16 protein-coding genes and 1 tRNA gene are annotated in these 19,767 nt (G+C 37.1%); 9 read left to right on the top strand and 8 right to left on the bottom strand.

All coding sequences use genetic code 11. The features are described from left to right. Positions 1-21 precede the first annotated feature (21 nt). The 5 genes from aspS to PWU04_RS01905 form a co-directional block, all read right to left on the bottom strand. Complete coding sequence (gene aspS / locus PWU04_RS01925) at positions 22-1,776, bottom strand: aspartate--tRNA ligase (RefSeq protein WP_274474114.1); 1,755 nt, start codon at positions 1,774-1,776, stop codon at positions 22-24. A gap of 98 nt (positions 1,777-1,874) precedes the next feature. Beyond that, positions 1,875-5,357: an efflux RND transporter permease subunit gene (locus PWU04_RS01920; protein ID WP_274474113.1), complete on the bottom strand. Its 3,483-nt coding sequence runs from the start codon at positions 5,355-5,357 to the stop codon at positions 1,875-1,877. Positions 5,358-5,366: 9 nt separating this feature from the next. Beyond that, positions 5,367-6,536, bottom strand: coding sequence for an efflux RND transporter periplasmic adaptor subunit (locus PWU04_RS01915; protein ID WP_274474112.1), 1,170 nt, complete (start codon positions 6,534-6,536; stop codon positions 5,367-5,369). 25 nt (positions 6,537-6,561) lie between these two features. Continuing rightward, positions 6,562-7,908 (bottom strand): TolC family protein, encoded by a 1,347-nt coding sequence (locus PWU04_RS01910; protein WP_274474111.1) that lies wholly within the window; start codon positions 7,906-7,908, stop codon positions 6,562-6,564. Continuing rightward, entirely contained in the window at positions 7,908-8,531 is a 624-nt protein-coding gene (locus PWU04_RS01905) for a TetR/AcrR family transcriptional regulator (protein WP_274474110.1), read from the bottom strand. The genes PWU04_RS01910 and PWU04_RS01905 overlap by 1 nt, the downstream gene beginning before the upstream one ends. Before the next feature lie 137 nt (positions 8,532-8,668). Here PWU04_RS01905 and PWU04_RS01900 point away from each other — a divergent pair, with 137 nt between their 5' ends. Next, positions 8,669-9,643 carry a polyprenyl synthetase family protein gene (locus tag PWU04_RS01900; RefSeq protein ID WP_274474109.1) on the top strand — a complete coding sequence of 325 codons (975 nt, stop codon included), beginning with the start codon at positions 8,669-8,671 and terminating at the stop codon, positions 9,641-9,643. Continuing rightward, positions 9,643-9,990, top strand: a complete 348-nt coding sequence (locus PWU04_RS01895; protein ID WP_274474108.1) for a hypothetical protein — start codon at positions 9,643-9,645, stop codon at positions 9,988-9,990. Before PWU04_RS01900 ends, PWU04_RS01895 begins: the two co-directional genes overlap by 1 nt. Here PWU04_RS01895 and PWU04_RS01890 read toward each other — a convergent pair. Beyond that, entirely contained in the window at positions 9,987-10,529 is a 543-nt protein-coding gene (locus PWU04_RS01890; RefSeq protein ID WP_274474107.1) for an alpha-ketoglutarate decarboxylase, read from the bottom strand. The two genes, PWU04_RS01895 and PWU04_RS01890, sit on opposite strands and share 4 nt — an antisense overlap. Before the next feature lie 116 nt (positions 10,530-10,645). On the opposite strand from PWU04_RS01890, the gene PWU04_RS01885 reads away from it, so the two are divergent. Next, complete coding sequence (locus PWU04_RS01885; RefSeq protein WP_274474106.1) at positions 10,646-13,405, top strand: 2-oxoglutarate dehydrogenase E1 component; 2,760 nt, start codon at positions 10,646-10,648, stop codon at positions 13,403-13,405. Between the two features lie 27 nt (positions 13,406-13,432). Beyond that, positions 13,433-14,656: a 2-oxoglutarate dehydrogenase complex dihydrolipoyllysine-residue succinyltransferase gene (odhB, locus tag PWU04_RS01880; protein ID WP_274474105.1), complete on the top strand. Its 1,224-nt coding sequence runs from the start codon at positions 13,433-13,435 to the stop codon at positions 14,654-14,656. A 671-nt stretch (positions 14,657-15,327) separates the two neighbouring features. On the opposite strand, the gene PWU04_RS01875 is transcribed toward odhB, so the two are convergent. Then, positions 15,328-15,954 carry a response regulator gene (locus PWU04_RS01875; RefSeq protein WP_274474104.1) on the bottom strand — a complete coding sequence of 209 codons (627 nt, stop codon included), beginning with the start codon at positions 15,952-15,954 and terminating at the stop codon, positions 15,328-15,330. Between the two features lie 18 nt (positions 15,955-15,972). Next, positions 15,973-16,425, bottom strand: coding sequence for a retropepsin-like aspartic protease family protein (locus tag PWU04_RS01870; protein ID WP_274474103.1), 453 nt, complete (start codon positions 16,423-16,425; stop codon positions 15,973-15,975). A 55-nt stretch (positions 16,426-16,480) separates the two neighbouring features. On the opposite strand from PWU04_RS01870, the gene PWU04_RS01865 reads away from it, so the two are divergent. The 5 genes from PWU04_RS01865 (at position 16,481) to PWU04_RS01845 (ending at position 19,766) form a co-directional block, all read left to right on the top strand. Beyond that, a complete protein-coding gene (locus PWU04_RS01865) occupies positions 16,481-17,248 on the top strand; it encodes a TatD family hydrolase (RefSeq protein ID WP_274474102.1) in 768 nt (255 codons plus the stop codon). Beyond that, the gene (locus PWU04_RS01860) at positions 17,245-18,288 is read left to right on the top strand and encodes an asparaginase (RefSeq protein WP_274474101.1); all 1,044 of its coding nucleotides are present in this window, start codon (positions 17,245-17,247) and stop codon (positions 18,286-18,288) included. Before PWU04_RS01865 ends, PWU04_RS01860 begins: the two co-directional genes overlap by 4 nt. 79 nt (positions 18,289-18,367) lie before the next feature. Continuing rightward, positions 18,368-18,455: transfer RNA gene (locus tag PWU04_RS01855), tRNA-Ser, on the top strand. A gap of 71 nt (positions 18,456-18,526) precedes the next feature. Next, on the top strand, positions 18,527-19,303 hold the full coding sequence (locus PWU04_RS01850; protein ID WP_274474100.1) for a MotA/TolQ/ExbB proton channel family protein: 777 nt from the start codon (positions 18,527-18,529) through the stop codon (positions 19,301-19,303). Between the two features lie 25 nt (positions 19,304-19,328). Then, positions 19,329-19,766, top strand: coding sequence for a hypothetical protein (locus PWU04_RS01845; RefSeq protein WP_274474099.1), 438 nt, complete (start codon positions 19,329-19,331; stop codon positions 19,764-19,766). The last annotated feature ends 1 nt before the right edge of the window (position 19,767 follow it).

The following is a 19,767-nucleotide window of genomic DNA, read 5'->3' as shown; positions in this document are numbered from 1 at the left end:
GCAAAAAGCAGGATTTAATAACTATGATTGAATGTTAAGTGTTAAGTTTAATTCTTTGAGTTGTTCATCGTCGATAGGAGCAGGGGCGTCTATCATAACATCTCTACCTGAATTGTTTTTAGGGAATGCGATGAAATCACGAATAGTTTCCTGGCCACCTAAAATAGCAACCAATCTATCCAATCCAAAAGCAATTCCACCATGTGGAGGTGCTCCGTATTCAAAAGCATTCATAAGGAATCCGAACTGTGCTTTAGCTTCTTCAGGAGTAAATCCTAAATAATCAAACATTAAGGCTTGGGTCTTTTTATCGAAAATACGAATAGAACCACCTCCAATTTCGTTACCATTCAATACTAAATCGTAAGCATTGGCTTTAACTGCACCTGGGTTGGTTTCCAAAAGTTCCAGTTGTCCAGGTTTTGGAGAAGTGAATGGGTGGTGCATAGCGTGGTAACGTTCAGTTTCCTCATCCCACTCCAATAATGGAAAGTCTACAACCCAGAGTGGAGCGAATTCGTCAGCTTTACGCAAGCCTAAGCGTTCTGCCATTTCCATACGTAATGCACTAAGTTGTGCTCTTACTTTATTTTTGTCGCCAGAAAGTACACAGATTAGGTCTCCTGCCTTGGCACTTGTAGCTTCAGCCCATTTCGCTAAATCATCCTGGTCGTAGAATTTATCTACAGACGATTTATAAGTGCCATCTTCATTACAACGTACATAAACCATTCCTAAAGCACCTACTTGTGGACGCTTTACCCAATCGATAAGTTTGTCTATTTCTTTACGAGTATAGCTGTTTCCACCAGGAACGGCAATACCAACTACCAACTCGGCATTATTGAAAACACCAAAATTCTTGTGTTGAGCAACTTCATTAAGCTCGCCAAACTCCATTCCAAAACGAATGTCTGGTTTGTCGTTACCGTACTTGCGCATGGCATCATCATAAGTCATTCTTGGGAAAGTGTCAATCTCAACACCGTTAATCTCTTTTAATAGATGACGTGTTAAGCCTTCGAATGTGTTTAAGATGTCTTCTTGCTCAACAAAAGCCATTTCACAGTCTATTTGAGTAAACTCTGGCTGCCTGTCGGCACGAAGATCTTCATCTCTAAAACACTTTACAATCTGGAAGTATTTATCCATGCCTCCAACCATAAGCAATTGCTTAAAAGTTTGTGGACTCTGTGGAAGAGCATAAAATTCACCTTCGTTCATTCTTGATGGTACTACAAAGTCGCGGGCACCTTCTGGCGTAGATTTTATTAAATATGGAGTCTCTACCTCAATGAAGTCTTGTTTAGAAAGGTAGTTACGTACCTCTTGAGCAACTTTATGGCGGAAGATTAATTTGTTTTTAACTGGATTTCTTCTAATATCCAAGTAGCGATATTGCATACGCAATTCCTCGCCACCATCGGTTTTGTCCTCAATGGTGAATGGAGGTAGTTCTGCGCTGTTAAGCACTTTTAAGTCAGTTACCAATATTTCGATGTCACCGGTAGGAATGTTGTTGTTTTTTGATTCACGCTCAATAACAGTTCCTGTAATTTGAATTACGAATTCACGACCAAGGGTTTTTGCCGTTTCAAAAACGTTTTTAGGGGTTCTTTCCTCATCAAAAATTAGTTGGGTAATACCGTAACGATCACGTAGATCTACCCAAATCATAAATCCTTTATCTCTTGACTTTTGAACCCATCCAGATAGGGTGACTTCTGTATTGATATGTGATGCTCTTAATTCACCACAGGTATGACTTCTGTACATAATTGAAATTTAGAGTGCAAATTTAGTGAAGTTAAATGATTATAAAATAAAAAATCCGAAGCATTGCTGCTCCGGATTTTAGTATTTCAATATCTCGATTAGGTTGCTACATCAATAACCTTTTTACTTCTTAACCACATTTTAAATTGGGTTACCAAAAAGAATAGTACTGGTACTACTACTAAGGTAAGGAATGTTGCAATGAATAGTCCGTAAATAACGGTCCATGCTAATGGTCCCCAGAATATTACGTTGTCACCTCCAAAATAAACGTTAGCATTAAATTTATCAAATAAGGTGAAGAAGTTAAAGTTGAAACCTATAGCTAACGGTACTAATCCCAAAATAGTAGTAATTGCAGTTAACAATACAGGTCGTAAACGTGCTCTACCGGCTTTTACAATACAGTCGAATAGTTCAGATTTTGTAAGATATTCGTCTTCGCCAAGTCCCATTTCAATTTTTTTTCTGTCGATGAGAAGCTGAGCATAATCCAGAAGTACCACACCATTGTTTACGACAATACCTGCTAGAGATATAATACCCATCATAGTCATCATAATAACGAAAGGTCTTGCAGTAATAACCAATCCTCCAAATACACCTATGAAGCTCAAGAATATTGCTAGCATTATAATCGCTGGTTTGGAAATGGAGTTGAATTGGAAGATCAGGATAAAGAATATTAAACCTAGTCCAGTGAAAAACGCACCTACCAAAAATGCCATTTGTTTGTTTTGTTCTTCGATTTGACCGGTATAGTCTACTTTGACATTCTTTGGCATGTCATTGAACTCTTCCATCTCATTTTGAATTTGAGCAACAATAGCACCAGCATCTGTAAATCCAGGAGATAAAGCAGAGTAAACAGTTACTACACGTTTTACATCCTTGTGCTTAATAGCGCTAAACCCAGATGAGTTAGAGTGTTCGGTAAGGGTTGATACTGGGATTTCCTTGATTTTACCCGAAGCCATATCTCTAAATGTAATCTTTTGGTTGAAGATTGCACTTGGGCTATAACGATAGTCTTCATTGAAACGAACGTAGATATCATAATCATCACCAGACTCCTTGTAAATTCCTGCTTTGGCTCCAAAAATGGAGTTGCGTAGTTGATTTCCAACTTGCCCTGCACTAACGCCCAGTTCTCCAGCCTTTTCACGGTCTACAATAACCTGCATGCTAGGCTTGTCTTTGTTTACGTCTATTTTGAGCTCATCAATACCTGGAATGCTTTTCGAGTTTATATAATCTCGCATTTTCTCAGCTGTATTGATTAATTCCACATAGTCTTCACCTTCAATTTCTATGTTAATAGGAGGTCCTGCTGGTGGTCCATTTTGGTCTTTTTCAACAGATATTAAAACTCCAGGGTAAATACCTGCCAATGCTTTTTGAACTTTCTGTCTCAGTAATTCACTGTCTTTTCCACGTCGGTATTTGTACTCTCTCATGGAAGCAGTGATTTTTGCTTTATGTGGCATTTCTGCAGTAGAGCCTCCATCAGTTTGTGGATTACCAGCACCCTCTCCAACTTGAGAAACGGCACTTTCTACCATGAAGTTGTAATCGCCATCTTTATAAGTGTCTTCGTCAAGTACCTTGTAGACACGTTCCTCAATTTCCTTAGTAATAGCATTTGTTTTTTCAATGTCAGTACCTTGAGGATATTCTATATAGACAATAATCTGGTTTGGTTTGTTGTCTGGGAAAAATTCAACTTTCGTTCTTTGGGTTCCTAGTGACCAGCCAAAAGTCATGAAAGCGATAATTAGCAAAGCGAATGTTCCTATTACAATGGCATAAGGTCGTTTTCCAGTAAGAGCCTTTTTAAGGCTTCCTTCGTACCAGTTTTCAAGTCTTGTCAAGACTTTTGTTTGGAAATGGTTAGCCATTTTCCTTAAAACCAATCTGTATACCCACAGCATAATAGTTGTGAACAACATTAAGCTTCCAAGCGCTCTGTATTCGCCTCCAAAAATGAATACCAAAAGACCAAGGATTGCCATTATTACGGTGATGGTAATTATTCGTTTTAAAGGCATGTCCTTATCTTCCGTACTCATGAATTGAGACACTAACACCGAGTTAAAGAAAATTGCAACGAATAACGAAGAACCCAGTACTGTAGAAAGTGTAATAGGAAGTATAATCATAAATTGCCCCATTACTCCTGGCCATAACCCCAAAGGTATAAAAGCAGCTACAGTAGTAGCAGTTGAAATAATAATAGGAAAGGCGATCTCTCCAATACCTTTCTTGGCAGCTTCAACACGACTCATCCCTTCTTCATCCATTAAACGGTAAACGTTTTCAACAACAACAATACCGTTGTCTACCAACATACCAAGTCCCATAATCAGTCCAAAGAGAATCATGGTGTTTAATGTGTAACCAAATAAGTTAAGCAACATTAACGACATGAACATGGACATTGGGATGGCAAACCCTACGAAAACCGCATTTTTAAATCCTAAAAAGAACATTAATACGGTAACCACTAATATTACCCCAAAGATGATGTTGTTAACTAAATCGTCAACTTGGCCAATTGTAACCGAAGATTGGTCGTTGGCAATTGTAATAGTTAGATCTTTTGGAAATATATTTTCTTTGGCATGCTCTACGATTTCTTGAATTTGCTCTGCGGCAGCCACCATGTTTTTACCAGCACGTTTTTTAACGTCTAGCATCACAACGCGATGACCGAATTCGCGAGCATAAGTGGTGCGATCTTTTTCTTTGAAAGTAACCGTGGCAATATCCTTTAGGTAAATAGGATTGTTATGTTCAGACTTGATTACAAAGTTTTTTAGTTCCTCAGGCTTCTCAATTTCACCTAAAACCCTAATAGTTCTACGTTGACCACTGGTAATTAAATTACCTGCAGACATCGTAACGTTACCTCCGTTAATTGCTCCAATAACATCATCGAAACTTACCTGAGCCGCCATCATTTTGTAAATGTCTACGGCAACTTCAACCTCTTTGTCTTGAGCACCACGGATGTCTACTTGTTTTATTTCAGCAAGATCTTCTATTTCATCTTGAAGATATTCTCCAAAATCTTTTAGTTTATCCACTGGATAGTCACCAGATATGTTAATGTTAAGAATAGGCATTTCCTCAGAAAGGTTGAGGTCGAATACCGTTGGTTCCACTTTAGCGTTGTTAAAGATAGGCCAATCTTCACTTGAAGTTTCGGAGTCTATTTCGTCCTTTACTTTTTGTTTAGCTTGGTCAACAGTAATATTCTCATCAAATTCTACAATTACCATAGAGTAATCTTCCTGAGACGTTGATGTGATTTCCACAACATTGCTTACGTTCTTAAGTTTATCCTCAAGTGGGTCTGTTATTAACTTTTCAATATCTTCGGCTGTGTTACCTGGGAAAAGTGAACTAATGTATATTTTGGTTTCCTTTATCTCTGGGAAGTTCTCTCGAGGCATGGCAAAGTATGCTGAAACCCCTAGGAACAAAACCATAACCATCATCACATAAATGGTGGTTTTGTTGTTGATGGCCCATGTAGATAAGCCAAATTCCTTATCGACTTGTTTTTGTTTATCGCTCATGTTTAGGGATTAATAGTTGATGATTTTTACTGTTTGTCCATCCTTCACACTTCTAGCTCCTTCTTGAATAATTTCAATACCGTCATGTAGGCCATTTAATATTTCGATTACATCACCTTGAACCAGTCCCGTTTTTACGATCATTTTTCTGGCAACTCCTTCATTGTCCCCATTTAAGCTATCCACAACGTAGATGTATTGCTCGCCATTTGCATTTTCTGAAATAATACTTTGAGGAACTAAAAGCGCCTTATTGTTAGTGTAGTCGTTAATTTTTAGTTTGGCCGTTAAGTTAGGCTTGATAGCCTTGTTCTTGTTTGGCACTGCAACCTCTATTTTAAATGTACGGTTTGCTGGATTGATGTAGTTACCAGCTTGTCTTATTGTTGCATCTATAGATTCTCCTAAGACAGGAAATTCTACTTTTACTTTCTTGCCAGGAATAACATTTTTTATATGACGTTCTGGAACATCTGTTTCAATGTACATATTGCTCAAGTTTACAATACGTATGAGTTCTGACTGACCTGGAGACACAACACTACCTTGTTCTGTAATTACATCATCAATTACACCAGAAAAAGGAGCTCTTACTTCGGTTTTGTCCAATTGGCTTCTAAGTTGTTTAACAGCTTTTTGTTGTGCTTCATAGCTGGATTTAGCCTGAAGGTACTGAATTTCACTTCCTATTTTTTGTTCCCAAAGTCTGGCTTGTCTCTCGAAAGTAGTTTTAGCTAGCTCCTTTTGAATTTCCAATTGAGATAATTGTTGGCTTAGGCCACCGTCGTCTATTTTAGCTAATAACTGTCCTTTGTTTACAAAATCACCTTCTTTTACGTATACATTTTGAAGAATACCCGCCATTTCTGGGTGTATTACCAAGTTTTGTTTGGTAGTAACGTTTCCTTGTAATTCCAAAAAGTGATCGAAAGTTTCTTGTTTAGCCTTAAAGGTTGTTACTAAAGGAAGTCTTTTAATAGTGTCAAGCTCTGAAATAGCCTTATCAAGTTGCTGAAGTTTTGCTTCTACCTCTTGTTGTTGTGCAACTATTTCTGTTCTCTTTTCACGAATTTTTGCCAAATCGCCTCCATCTATAATTTCTTCAATAGATTTTTTCTTTCCCTCACCACATGAAGTGAGTAGAAGAGAGGCTAATATGATGGAATAAAAAGTTTTCATTTATATGGTTTTTTTTACGGTATGATTAATAATTAACTGTATTTAAAATTGTTTCAAGAGCTGCTTTTTTGTTGATGATATCCAACATGGCAACTAAATAGTCTTTTTGTGCGGTATAAAGCTGTAGTTGCGCTTGCCTTAAATCGAAACTAGTGCCAATGCCCTCAAAAAATTTGGTTTGGTTTTTTAGCTCAATGCGTTCTGCCAATTCAAGGTTTAGTTTTTTGTTTTGGTAATCTTCTACAGCGAATTGATATTCACTTCTGGCATTGGCGATTTGGAGTTTTAACTGCTGTTCAACTTCTGTTAGTTGTATTTCGGCTTTGTCCAAATCAATTTTTGCGCGTTGTGTAGCAGCGCTTCTGCCCAAAGAGCTAAAAATTGGAATATTTAAACTAACACCCAAAAGAGAAGACCCGAACCAACGTTGGTCTCCATCCAAAAAGGAGAAGTTATCACTGAAACCATTGTATGCTCCATTAATAAAGGCACTGAGACTCGGTAGGGCGTTGCTTTTTGCAAGTTTTACCAATAATTCTTTAGACCTTTTTTCATTGGATGCAATTCTATATTCAATAGTGTTTTCTACATTTTCGTCGGAGTCTTGCATCATTGTTAAATCCATATTTCTTTCTGAAAGTATTTCCAGATCATCGGTTAGGGTTATGGATTCATTATAATCTATACCTAATGCTATGTTTAGCATTTGGTAAGCAAGTTTCCTTAATCGTTCCGAATTATTGAGACTACTTTTTAGACCGGAAAGTGTAATCTCCAATTGCTCCACACTTTCTTCTTCCTCTAGTCCGTTTTCGTAAATTTTAATGGTTTCTTTAAGGTTCTTATCAACAACACTTATGTTGCGCTCAAGAATATTCACTGTTTCTTCGGCTAGAAGTACGTTACCGTAAGCATTGATAACGGTTTCACGGACGTCTAAATCGGTTTTTACTTTAGCATTTTTGGAGATTTCCAAGAACACTTTTGCTGATTGCAAACCAACAATATAAGAACCATCAAAAATTAACTGAGAAAGTGTTGCTGTAGCCGCCATATTGTGCTTAGTTCCGAATACAACTTCTTCAAAGTCACCTGGTTCACCTCCAAAAGCTTCAGCAGGAATTAACGATACTTGTTGTTTAAGCCAGTGTTGGTAATCAACATTGGCATTAAGTTGAGGTAGCCCTGTGGCGGTAACCTCCCATTTTTGCTTTTCAGCAGCATCAATATCAAGAGATGCATTTTTTGCGTGTCTGTTATTTTCAAGAGCAAAGTTTATTGCTTCCTGCAGGCTCATTTTTTCAGGAATATCCTGAGCCATAGTTGTTATTCCGAACAACAAAAACAATCCACGAATTAGCGATTTTTTCATTAGCTGATTTTTTCTTCTTCTGATTTATTATTGATTAATATTTGGTTTAAGGTTTCAAGTCCTTTTGGAGTGCAAATACCACGAAGGTGGTACTCCAAATAATTCTCCATTAGAAATTTTATTGAAAACTGAGTCTGTGGATAAAGATCATTGTCTTTTAAAGCCATCATATTGTTGAAGTACAACCTTGAAATAAACTCAACTTGAATAGAATCTCTATAGAGTTGTTTTTCTAGTCCACGATTTAAGTTATGTATGACGCACTCCTTCATTTTTTCAAACTGCTTTTCCTTAATCGTTTTAAAGATCTTAGGGTAATACTTTTGAAGTTGATGAGCAGGAGACGATTTTTCGTCTTTAAGGTTGTTAGCTACGAACTTTTTTATTTCAAAAATCTCTTCAATTGGATTTTTGTCCATTTCACATATCTGGTCAATACCACATGAAATGTTATCCATTATATAGTTCGTGGTTGCTTCTACCAATTTCGTTTTGTTATCGAAATGTTGGTAAATTGTTTTTTTAGAGATGCCTATTCCGTTGGCTATATCGTCCATAGTGACGCTTTTAAAACCGTAGGTTAAAAACATCTCAGATGCGTGTTGTAATATCTTTTCTTTCATAATCGCGGCAAAATTACAACGGAAACTTTAAAAACAAAAAAAGTTTCCGTCGTTTTTTGGAAATATTAACATTTAGTTTGTGTAGGTTGTGTTTGTAAATTGATTTGCACTATTTTTGCGGCATGCAAACAACAACCATGCAAACAACTTCATATTACCAAAAAGCATTTGCTAATTATCTGCAAGAATTCAATATTGACAGAACTCCAAAGTCGCTTTATGAACCAGTAGAATACATTCTTCATCTTGGAGGGAAACGATTGCGACCAGTGTTGACTTTAATGGCGGCAGAGGTTTTTAACTGTGACTTTAATAAAGCGATGAATGCGGCATTGAGTATTGAGATGTTTCATAATTTTTCGTTGATTCATGACGATATTATGGATGATGCTCCGTTGCGTCGAGGTAAAAAAACCGTGCATGAGAAGTGGGATATTAATACAGGTATTCTATCTGGTGATGCAATGTTGATCATGGCTTATCAACTGTTTGAAAATTATGAAGCTAATACCTTTAAGTTGTTGGCTCAGCTTTTCAGTAAAACAGCCTTGGAGGTTTGTGAAGGGCAGCAGTTCGATATGGACTTCGAGAGTAGAGATGATGTTTCTGTTGAAGAGTATCTAAAAATGATTGAGTATAAAACGGCTGTTTTGGTTGGTGCTGCCATGAAAATGGGAGCTATTGTAGCTCAAGCATCTGAAAACGACCAACAGGCTATTTACGATTTTGGCAAATTTTTAGGTGTAGCATTTCAGTTGCAGGATGATTATTTAGATGCCTTTGGTGATCCGGAAGCGTTTGGGAAACAAGTTGGTGGTGATATTATTGAAAACAAGAAAACTTATCTATATATAAAGTCTTTGGAGTTCTCCAGTGAAGATGAATCTAATGAGTTAAGACACTTGTACAGCTTGGTACCAGATGACCAGTCTGAAAAGATAGAGAGCGTAAAAGAGTTTTTTGTGAACAGTGGGGCGGCCGAGGCTACCAAGCAAGAGATTGTAAATTATACCAATAAAGCATTTTCTATACTTGAAACATTGGATATTTTGCCAGAGAACAAAGCGAAGCTTATTGCGTTTGGTGAACAATTAATGAATCGAGAGGTATAATGCAGTTGCCGGGTTCGTTTAATGAGCTTGTTGTTCAGGCAAATGAACTTGATCTTTATTCAAAGTTGGTTTTTCAGCTTAATAAAGATTTTTTGCTTGCCAATATCGACTTGGAGTTTAGTGAATCTATTTCTCCCGATGAGTTAAAGAAGCAACTTCACGAAGTAGTGTTCAATCTTATTCAATATAAGTTTGGTGAATACCTTAACCTTCTTTATATAATAGATGTATCAGAATCCCAAATTAAGCAATTGGATGGTAGTGATACGGTTGGGCTTTCTGCTCAAGTTTCATTTTTGATCTTGAGAAGGGAGTGGCAAAAAGTGTGGTATAAGCACAAATACTAAAAATATACTCTAACAAACGGCGCCCATGGCTCGGCGTAAATACTTTTGTCTTCATCGTAAAGCACATCGAACATTACTCCAAAAGTAACATTATTTGTTCGGTATCCTACTCCTAAAAAAAGCGCAGGGTACCAATAGGTTTCATCGGTAAATATAGTCCGGCTGTCGTAATCACGATTTACATGTAATTCCTGAAGTTCAGCAGATATTTGTAGCTGAGGTATTGGATTGTAAAGCCCTATTAAACTTCCTCCCAAAACATAAGATTCGTAATAATTCTTTTGCTTGTTGTAGGTTCCGCTAAGGCCGACTCCAGCAGCAAATTGGTCATTAATCTGGTAAATGGCACTAGGGGCTAATGTTCCGCTGAAAAAACCGTCTCCGAAACTCAAACCTAAACCTCCTCCAAACCTAACATTTTCCCAGAAATCAGACTTGTCATTTTGACCAAAACAGAATGTGGTTAAGAGTATGAAAAATGAATATAAAAGGATTAGAGTACAGTGCTTTTTTGATTGATAATGGTTGGGCTTTTTCATAATCTAAGAAATTGTGAAACAAGAATGTTATAAATATAATAAAAGCATACCTATTTTTCGTAAAAGTTGTATTTTTGAAAAAATTTTGTCAAAGCGAGAATGTCTCAAAGAAAATAATGGATAAATATTCCTTTTTAAACGCAGCCCATACAGCGTACTTTGCTGAGTTGTACGACCAATATTTGCAAAATCCCGATTCTATTGAACCAAGTTGGAGAGCCTTTTTTCAAGGTTATGATTTCGGTAGTGAAAGCTACGGAATAGATGGTGAAGCCATTGGTGATTTATCTTGCGAGCATGTGTCGGAAAGTCTAACCAAAGAATTTCAAGTTGTTAAGTTAATCGATGCGTACAGAACCCGCGGTCATCTGTTCACAAAAACAAACCCAGTTCGTGAACGTAGAAAGTATGCGCCAACCTTGGCTGTAGAAAACTTCGGTTTAACAGAAGCTGATCTTGATACTGTTTTTGAAGCAGGTAGTGTACTAGGCTTAAAGCCTATGACATTGAGAGAAATTATTAGGCACTTGGAAAGTATTTATTGTGACGCCATAGGTGTTGAATATATGTATATTAGGGATCCGCAAGAAATAGAGTGGATTCAGAAAAGGTTGAATGTTAATGATAACCAACCTCAGTTTTCTCCAGATCAGAAAAAGCATATCCTTAAAAAGCTTAGTGAAGCAGTTTCTTTTGAAAACTTCCTTCACACAAAGTATGTAGGGCAGAAGCGATTTTCATTAGAAGGTGGAGAATCTTTAATTCCTGCTTTGGATGCGGTTATTGAAAAAGCATCAGAGTACGGCGTTAAGGAATTTGTAATGGGTATGGCTCACCGTGGGCGTTTAAATACCTTGACAAATATCTTTGGAAAGTCGGCTAAAGCTATTTTTAGCGAGTTCGACGGTAAGGATTACGACGAAGAGGTGTTTGATGGTGATGTTAAGTACCACTTAGGGTGGACTAGTGATCGTCATACAAACTCAGGAAATAAAATTAACCTGAATATTGCTCCAAACCCATCGCATCTTGAAACTGTAGGGGCGGTAGTAGAAGGTATTGCAAGAGCAAAACAGGACAAAAAATATGTTGAAAACCCATCTCAAGTGCTTCCGATAGTCGTGCATGGTGATGCTGCTATTGCTGGGCAGGGATTGGTTTACGAGGTGGTGCAAATGGCTAAGTTGGATGGTTACAAAACCAACGGAACCATTCATATTGTTGTAAACAACCAAATTGGATTTACAACTAACTACTTAGATGCACGTTCAAGTACGTACTGTACAGATATTGGTAAAGTAACCTTGTCACCAGTACTTCACGTAAATGCTGATGATGCTGAAGCTGTTGTTCACGCTATGCTATTTGCATTGGATTTTAGAATGCAATTTAAGCGTGACGTATTCATCGATTTATTAGGGTATAGAAAGTATGGTCACAACGAAGGAGACGAGCCTCGTTTTACTCAGCCAAAACTTTATAAAGCAATTTCAAAACATAGGAATCCAAAAGATATTTATGCAGAAAAGTTAATGTCTCAAGGTGTTATTAATAACGGTTTTGTGTCAGACTTAGAAAATGCATATAAGGCTACTTTAGAAGAAGAGTTAGAGGATTCAAGAAAAGAAACTAAAACGGTAATTACTCCGTTTATGCAGGATGAGTGGTTAAACTTTAACAGCGTTGCAGAAGAAGGTATGATGCAGGCGATAGACACTACTTATCCTAAAGATAAACTTGAACGTATTGCCGATGTTGTTTCAACTTTACCTAAAGATAAAAAGTTCATCCGTAAAATAGAGCGTTTGGTTACTTCTAGAAAGACCATGTTCGAAGAAAATAAGTTAGACTGGGCTATGGCCGAGCACTTAGCTTACGGAACATTGCTTGAAGAAGGTTACGATGTTAGGATTTCAGGTCAGGATGTTGAGCGTGGTACATTCTCTCACCGTCATGCCGTTGTTAAGGTAGAAGATAGTGAGGAAGAAGTAATCTTATTGGACAATGTAAGCGATAACCAAGGTAATTTCTATATCTACAACTCACTTTTATCTGAGTATGGTGTTGTAGGTTTCGATTATGGTTATGCTATGGCAAGTCCTAAAGCTTTAACTATTTGGGAAGCGCAGTTTGGTGATTTCAGTAACGGTGCACAGATTATGTTGGATCAGTACATTTCTTCCGCAGAGGATAAATGGAAACTTCAAAATGGTTTGGTTATGTTGTTGCCTCACGGTTATGAAGGTCAAGGAGCAGAGCACTCTTCAGCAAGAATGGAGCGTTACTTACAGCTTTGTGCTAAAGACAATATGTTTGTTGCCGATTGTACTACGCCTGCAAACATATATCATTTGTTAAGAAGACAAATGAAAGCGGGTTACAGAAAGCCATTAATCGTATTTACCCCTAAGAGTTTGTTGCGTCACCCTAGAGTAATCTCAAGTGTTGATGAATTTGCAAACGGAAGTTTCCAAATGCTTATAGATGACGCTGAAGCTGTTGCGTCTAAAGTGAAAACTTTGGTATTCGTTACCGGTAAGTTCTACTACGACTTGTTAGAGACAAAAGAATCATTAGGTCGCGAGGATGTAGCTTTAGTGCGTGTGGAGCAATTGTTCCCATTGCCTGCGGATCAAATTAGAGAAGTAATGGCAAAATACAGCCAAGCCGATGATGTGGTTTGGGCACAGGAAGAGCCAAGAAACATGGGGGCTTACAGCCATATGTTAATGCATCTTGATGAAGCTAAAACGTTTAGAGTAGCATCGCGTCGTCCATATGGTGCACCAGCGGCAGGAAGCTCTGTACGTTCTAAGAACAGACATCAAGAAGTTATTGACTTCGTTTTCGATAAAACAAAAAATAATCAACGATAAAAGAATAAAACTAAAATATAGAATACGATGATTTTAGAAATGAAAGTTCCTTCACCAGGAGAATCCATCACTGAAGTTGAAATAGCCGAATGGTTGGTTCAAGATGGTGACTATGTAGAAAAAGATCAAGCCATTGCTGAGGTTGACAGTGATAAGGCTACTCTTGAGCTTCCGGCGGAAGCTAGTGGAACAATTACCTTGAAAGCGGAAGAGGGTGATGCTGTAGCGGTAGGCGAAATTGTATGTTTAATCGATACTAGCGCTGCTAAACCAGAAGGTGATGCTCCAGCAAAAGCAGAAGCGCCTAAAGTTGAGGAAGCACCTGCTAAAGTAGAGGCGTCTCCTGCAACAGAGAGTGCTAAAGCTGATACTTATGCTACAGGTTCTGCAAGTCCTGCTGCCAAAAAGATTTTGGCAGAAAAAGGAATTGCCGCTACAGAAGTGAAAGGAACAGGTAAAGATGGTCGTGTTACTAAAGATGATGCTGTAAAGGCAGTACCATCTATGGGAACTCCTACTGGTGGTAGTCGTGGGGAATCTCGTTCTAAATTGTCTATGTTACGTAGAAAAGTGGCAGAGCGATTGGTTTCTGCAAAGAACGAAACTGCTATGTTGACTACTTTCAACGAAGTTGATATGTCTCCAATTTTCGAATTGAGAAATGAATATAAAGACGCATTTAAAGCTAAGCATGGTGTTGGTCTTGGATTTATGAGTTTCTTTACATTGGCAGTGGTAAGAGCATTAAAGCTTTATCCGGCTGTTAACTCAATGATTGATGGTAAAGAAATGATTAGCTATGATTTCTGTGATATCAGCATTGCGGTTTCAGGGCCAAAAGGACTTATGGTTCCTGTTATCAGAAATGCTGAAAATTTAACCTTTAGAGGGGTTGAGGCTGAAGTTAAGCGTTTGGCTTTACGTGCTCGTGATGGACAGATTACTGTAGACGAAATGACTGGAGGTACCTTTACTATTTCTAATGGAGGTGTATTTGGCAGTATGTTGTCTACACCTATTATTAACCCTCCTCAAAGTGGTATTTTGGGAATGCACAATATTGTTGAGCGTCCTGTAGCCATTAATGGTAAAGTGGAGATTCGTCCTATTATGTATGTGGCGTTATCTTACGATCACCGAATCATTGACGGAAGAGAAAGCGTTGGATTCCTTGTAGCTGTTAAGGAAGCATTGGAAAACCCAGCAGAACTTTTAATGGATAATGATATCAAGAAAGCCTTAGAGTTATAAAAAACGCTCAATATAAGTAAAATAAAAAAGCGCATCTCATTGGGGATGCGCTTTTTTAGTACTAACTAACTAATAATAAAATAAGAAAAACTGGTAGGTAGGTTAAAATCAGGGTGTATTAAATGGATTAAGTTCCGAAATTGACGGCTATATTTATTGCAATTACAGCTATTATTACAACTAACAGCCCTATTAATAATGTCTTACTGTGAGGATTTGTTTGTTCTTTCATAGCTATAATTTTAATTTCTACTAAGTCTGCTTTTAGAAATGAAAACTCTGCGCCTCTCGACGCAGAGTAATCTAAATAATTCTCCCTAAGAACTAATTAATAGCTTTGTAAAGGTATGCTGTTTGTTGCTAAAAAAAAATACGTGTTTATACGTATTTTTACTCAATCTTGATGTTAGATGTTATTTATAGAGCAATATGTAGATAACTGAAAATTGATAGAATTAAAATTATTATGTTAATGAACTATAAAAGGTGAAATCCTGCAAGGGTGAATAAGAAGAATGATTTTTGAAGGAAATACAAAAAGGTCTTTTAAGTCATAAAGGCTCTGGATTAAAGTAACCCAGAGCCTTTAACAATTCTCCCTAAGAACCGATTAATAGCATTGTAAAGGTATGTAAAACAAACAATAAAAAAAATACGTGTTTATACGTATTTTATAAATGTTCTTTGTTCACTTTTGCCCAAACACTTAAAGCGCTTGTTGATTTTTCTAAATTAAGTTTGTTAACAATATTACTTCTATGCTTTTCAACTGTGCGTTTCGATATGAGTAATTGATCGGCTATTTGTTGACTATTCAGGTTTTCAGATATAAGGGATACAACCTTCTTTTCAGTTTTTGTCAAAACTTCGAGTTCCTTTAATGAACGGTTATTGTGATTTAAATATTCTGCAATCTCCTCACTAAAGTAAGGTTTGTTGTTTAGGGCGCTAGTAATACACGATTCAATTTCTTCAACCGCAAAATCTTTTAGGATATAGCCAAAAACACCAACCTCTAGAGCCTTATCATAAAGATTGTCTTCTTTATCAAATGTTATAAGTATTATTTTTGTACTTAATTTGTTTTTCTGACATTCTTCAGCAACCTCTAAACCAGTTCTAAAAGGCATCCTTATATCAAGAAGAGCAATATCTGGTTTTAATTTTACAATTAGGTTATAGGCTGTTTTGCCGTCTTCGGCACTGCCAATAATGTTATATCCCTTAGATGTTAGAAAATCCATCATCCCTCGAAGCATTAAAGGATGGTCGTCCGCGATAACTATAGATGCACCCATGACTTAAAAGTAAGAAAATTATTTATTCTCGGGTAGTTTCAAGTAAAGGTATCGTTTCTCGTAATCTATTACGGCTTTACCTTTTTTTAGGATATCGGCCCCAATTATTCCATCAACAGGCTTTGAATCATGATTGGTAAGGGCTGTATTCACATGGATAAGGTTAAAAAGAATGAGGGCAACATTGTCTTTTTTCCACTTTCCTATACGCACTTTGTTCTTCTTGGAAATTTGGGTGTCCATATCAATAGCGCCAGCACCAGCAGCTTTTATGTGGGAATCTTTTACTTTCAGTTTGAAAAGATCAACTGTGTCGAGTCCTACGCAGGAGCTCGATGCGCCCGTATCGAGAATAAACAACCCCTTAACACCATTTATAGATGCTTTTATCTCAAAGTGGTTGGTCTTACTTAATCGTAGTTTTATTTTGGTATATCCTTTTTCTAAAAGGAATTCTTGTAGTGCTTGCATTCAATTAATTATGGTTGTGCAAATATAATCATGTAAAATCAATTATTTTTGCGCTATGATTATTACCGATACCCACACTCATTTATATAGTGAAGCTTTTGAAGAAGACCGTGACGCTATGATTAAAAGAGCCAACGAGCTTGGTGTGAAACGTTTTTTTATCCCTGCTATCGACTCTACTTACACACAGTCAATGTTGGATTTAGAAAAGAGCTATCCAGATCAAATGTTTTTGATGATGGGGTTACACCCAACGCATGTAAAAGAAAACTATAAAGAGGAGTTGTCACATGTTGAAGAGATGCTGGCTTCAAGATCTTTTTACGCCGTAGGGGAAATTGGGATTGATCTGTATTGGGATAAATCTACTTTGGGAATCCAACAGGAAGCTTTTCGATATCAAATAAACTTGGCAAAGAAGCATAGTTTGCCAATAGTGATTCATTGCCGAGAATCGTTTGATGAAATTTTTGAGATTTTGGAAGAGGAAAAATCAGATAATCTTTATGGGATTTTTCATTGCTTCACAGGTACATTGGAGCAAGCTCATCAGGCTATCAATCTAAATATGAAATTGGGAATAGGTGGAGTGGCTACCTTTAAAAATGGTAAAATTGACAAATTTTTAGAACAAATAGAGCTATCTCATATTGTTTTGGAAACCGATTCCCCTTACCTTGCGCCAACTCCATATCGAGGAAAGCGAAATGAAAGTGCTTATATAATTAATGTACTAGAGAAGTTAGCCTTTATTTATGGTAAATCGGTACAAGAGATTGCCGCTATTACAACTCAAAATTCAAAAGACGTTTTTGGAATATGACACCACCAATGCCTGAAACAAAACCAAGAATACTCCTTATATATACAGGAGGTACCATTGGTATGATTAAGGACTTTGAAACCGGTTCGCTTAGAGCTTTCGATTTTAACAATCTCCTTAAGCGTATTCCAGAATTGAAGTTATTGGATTGTAACGTAGAGACCATGTCTTTTGATGAACCAATTGATTCCAGTAACATGAGCCCGGAATATTGGGTGCAAATTGCAGAGGTAATTGAAGACAATTACAATGAGTTTGATGGGTTTGTCGTGTTGCACGGTAGTGATACCATGAGCTATACGGCATCAGCTTTAAGTTTTATGCTGGAAAACTTGGCAAAACCGGTTATTCTGACTGGGTCACAATTGCCAATAGGGGATTTGCGAACCGATGCTAAGGAGAATCTTATTACTTCAATTCAAATAGCATCTTTAAAACGCTATAACAAACCCGTTATAAAAGAAGTTTGTTTGTACTTTGAGTATAAACTGTACCGAGGAAACCGCACAACTAAAATTAATGCAGAACATTTTGAGGCATTTGCTTCATTAAATTACCCTGCTTTGGCGGAATCTGGCGTACACTTAAAGGTCGAATTTCAGAAGTTGTTCAAGCCAAATGCTCGGAAAAAGCTTTTGGTTCATAAAAAGCTGGATAATAATGTTGCTATAGTTAAGTTGTTTCCAGGCATAAGAAAAGAATTGTTAGAAAGTATTTTTAACACTCTCGGACTAAAAGGTGTTGTTATGGAAACTTATGGAGCTGGAAATACAACTACAGCAGAGTGGTTTCTGGAACTTCTTAAAAAAACCACAGCCAGAGGTATTTATATCGTTAATGTAACTCAATGTTCAGGAGGAAGTGTCATCATGGGACAGTATGAAACAAGTGAACAACTACGCAAAATGGGCGTTATTTCAGGTAAGGACATCACTACAGAAGCTGCAGTTTGTAAATTAATGTATATCTTGGGCCAGAATATTTCCAACAGAACGTTCAAGACAATTTATCAAACTTCACTACGGGGAGAAATGACCTAAAATTAACCTGTAAAATTTTACAGTGTAAAGTTTTTTTCGTTATTTGACCCGCCGTAATTAAAGGATAAAATTAACATACAGAGAGGTGGCCGAGCGGTCGAAGGCGCACGCCTGGAAAGTGTGTATACGCTAACCGCGTATCGAGGGTTCGAATCCCTTCCTCTCTGCTTATTTTTTATTTTAGTTACTTTTTTTTATATCTTTAACACTTTAACTAATAAAATTAAGATCAAGAACAATGAAAAGATTATTTTCTATCCTAGCCATTCTATGCTTTATGGCAATCGGAACTGTAAATGCTACTACTACTGCAACCACTGTTGCAACTACAGTAGTTACTTCCATTCAAGATGATGCCGCCGATGATGCATCTCCTGCTGAATCAAAATCTTTCCACCAAGAGTTAAAAAAGCGTTTTATAGAAGGTGGGCCAGGATTCATGGGAATCGTTTTGTTATGTTTAATTCTTGGTTTAGCGATTGCTATTGAGAGAATTATCTTTTTGAACCTTTCTACCACTAACACTAAAAAACTTACTCAAAATGTAGAAGACGCTCTTCATTCTGGAGGTGTAGAAGCTGCTAAAGAGGTTTGTAGAAACACTAAGGGACCTGTTGCTTCTATCTTTTATCAAGGTTTAGATAGAACTGACGAAGGGCTTGACGCTGTAGAAAAAGCTGTTGTGGCTTACGGAGGTGTACAAATGGGTCAGTTAGAAAAGAACGTTTCTTGGATTTCATTATTTATCGCTCTAGCTCCGATGCTTGGATTCATGGGTACGGTAATTGGTATGATTCAAGCCTTCGATAAGATTGAGGCAGCTGGAGACATGCAACCATCACTTGTGGCAGGAGGTATTAAAGTAGCGTTATTAACAACCGTATTCGGTTTGATCGTTGCTATTATTCTTCAAATTTTCTACAACTACATTATTGCTAAAATCGATAGTATCGTTAACGATATGGAAGATGCATCGATTAACTTAATGGACTTGTTGATCAGAAGCAAGAAGTAATAATCCACTTTAAAAAAAGTATTTTATGAACTTACAAAAAATAATAACTTATGTAGCAGCTGCTGTAGGTGTGATCTCTATTATATTTCTTATTAGAATTATAGGAGCAGGAGATAGCGCCATTGAGCAAGGAGGCGATAGTATTGTAAATCCATTGATGTACATTGCATATGTGATATTCGCCATTGCTCTGTTTTTTGTTTTGATCTTCACCTTGAAGAACTTACTAACGAATACAGCATCACTTAAAAGTACATTAATGGGAGTTGGAGCATTTCTATTACTATTAATAATATGCTATTTTGGGTTTGCTAAAGGAGAAGTAACACCTTTAAGAGATGGGGATGCACTTTCTGCCAACGGCTCAAGATGGGTCGGTGCTGGACTTTATATGTTTTATTGTTTAGCTGCCATAGCAGGTGGAGCAATGCTGTTTACAGGAATTAAAAAAATGTTGAAGTAAT

The organism is Mangrovimonas aestuarii (assembly GCF_028767185.1).
In the GTDB taxonomy this organism is placed as follows: Bacteria; Bacteroidota; Bacteroidia; order Flavobacteriales; family Flavobacteriaceae; genus Mangrovimonas_B; species Mangrovimonas_B aestuarii.
The sequence above is the reverse complement of the archived record's forward strand: the minus strand, read 5'-3'. Positions and strand labels throughout refer to the sequence as shown.

What these genes read in the sequence shown, in the direction of transcription:
- aspS (WP_274474114.1), bottom strand. Translation starts at nt 1,776, where the DNA reads ATGTACAGAAGTCATACCTGTGGTGAATTAAGAGCATCACATATCAAT.
- PWU04_RS01920 (WP_274474113.1), bottom strand. Translation starts at nt 5,357, where the DNA reads ATGAGCGATAAACAAAAACAAGTCGATAAGGAATTTGGCTTATCTACA.
- PWU04_RS01915 (WP_274474112.1), bottom strand. Translation starts at nt 6,536, where the DNA reads ATGAAAACTTTTTATTCCATCATATTAGCCTCTCTTCTACTCACTTCA.
- PWU04_RS01910 (WP_274474111.1), bottom strand. Translation starts at nt 7,908, where the DNA reads ATGAAAAAATCGCTAATTCGTGGATTGTTTTTGTTGTTCGGAATAACA.
- PWU04_RS01905 (WP_274474110.1), bottom strand. Translation starts at nt 8,531, where the DNA reads ATGAAAGAAAAGATATTACAACACGCATCTGAGATGTTTTTAACCTAC.
- PWU04_RS01900 (WP_274474109.1), top strand. Translation starts at nt 8,669, where the DNA reads ATGCAAACAACTTCATATTACCAAAAAGCATTTGCTAATTATCTGCAA.
- PWU04_RS01895 (WP_274474108.1), top strand. Translation starts at nt 9,643, where the DNA reads ATGCAGTTGCCGGGTTCGTTTAATGAGCTTGTTGTTCAGGCAAATGAA.
- PWU04_RS01890 (WP_274474107.1), bottom strand. Translation starts at nt 10,529, where the DNA reads ATGAAAAAGCCCAACCATTATCAATCAAAAAAGCACTGTACTCTAATC.
- PWU04_RS01885 (WP_274474106.1), top strand. Translation starts at nt 10,646, where the DNA reads ATGGATAAATATTCCTTTTTAAACGCAGCCCATACAGCGTACTTTGCT.
- odhB (WP_274474105.1), top strand. Translation starts at nt 13,433, where the DNA reads ATGATTTTAGAAATGAAAGTTCCTTCACCAGGAGAATCCATCACTGAA.
- PWU04_RS01875 (WP_274474104.1), bottom strand. Translation starts at nt 15,954, where the DNA reads ATGGGTGCATCTATAGTTATCGCGGACGACCATCCTTTAATGCTTCGA.
- PWU04_RS01870 (WP_274474103.1), bottom strand. Translation starts at nt 16,425, where the DNA reads ATGCAAGCACTACAAGAATTCCTTTTAGAAAAAGGATATACCAAAATA.
- PWU04_RS01865 (WP_274474102.1), top strand. Translation starts at nt 16,481, where the DNA reads ATGATTATTACCGATACCCACACTCATTTATATAGTGAAGCTTTTGAA.
- PWU04_RS01860 (WP_274474101.1), top strand. Translation starts at nt 17,245, where the DNA reads ATGACACCACCAATGCCTGAAACAAAACCAAGAATACTCCTTATATAT.
- PWU04_RS01850 (WP_274474100.1), top strand. Translation starts at nt 18,527, where the DNA reads ATGAAAAGATTATTTTCTATCCTAGCCATTCTATGCTTTATGGCAATC.
- PWU04_RS01845 (WP_274474099.1), top strand. Translation starts at nt 19,329, where the DNA reads ATGAACTTACAAAAAATAATAACTTATGTAGCAGCTGCTGTAGGTGTG.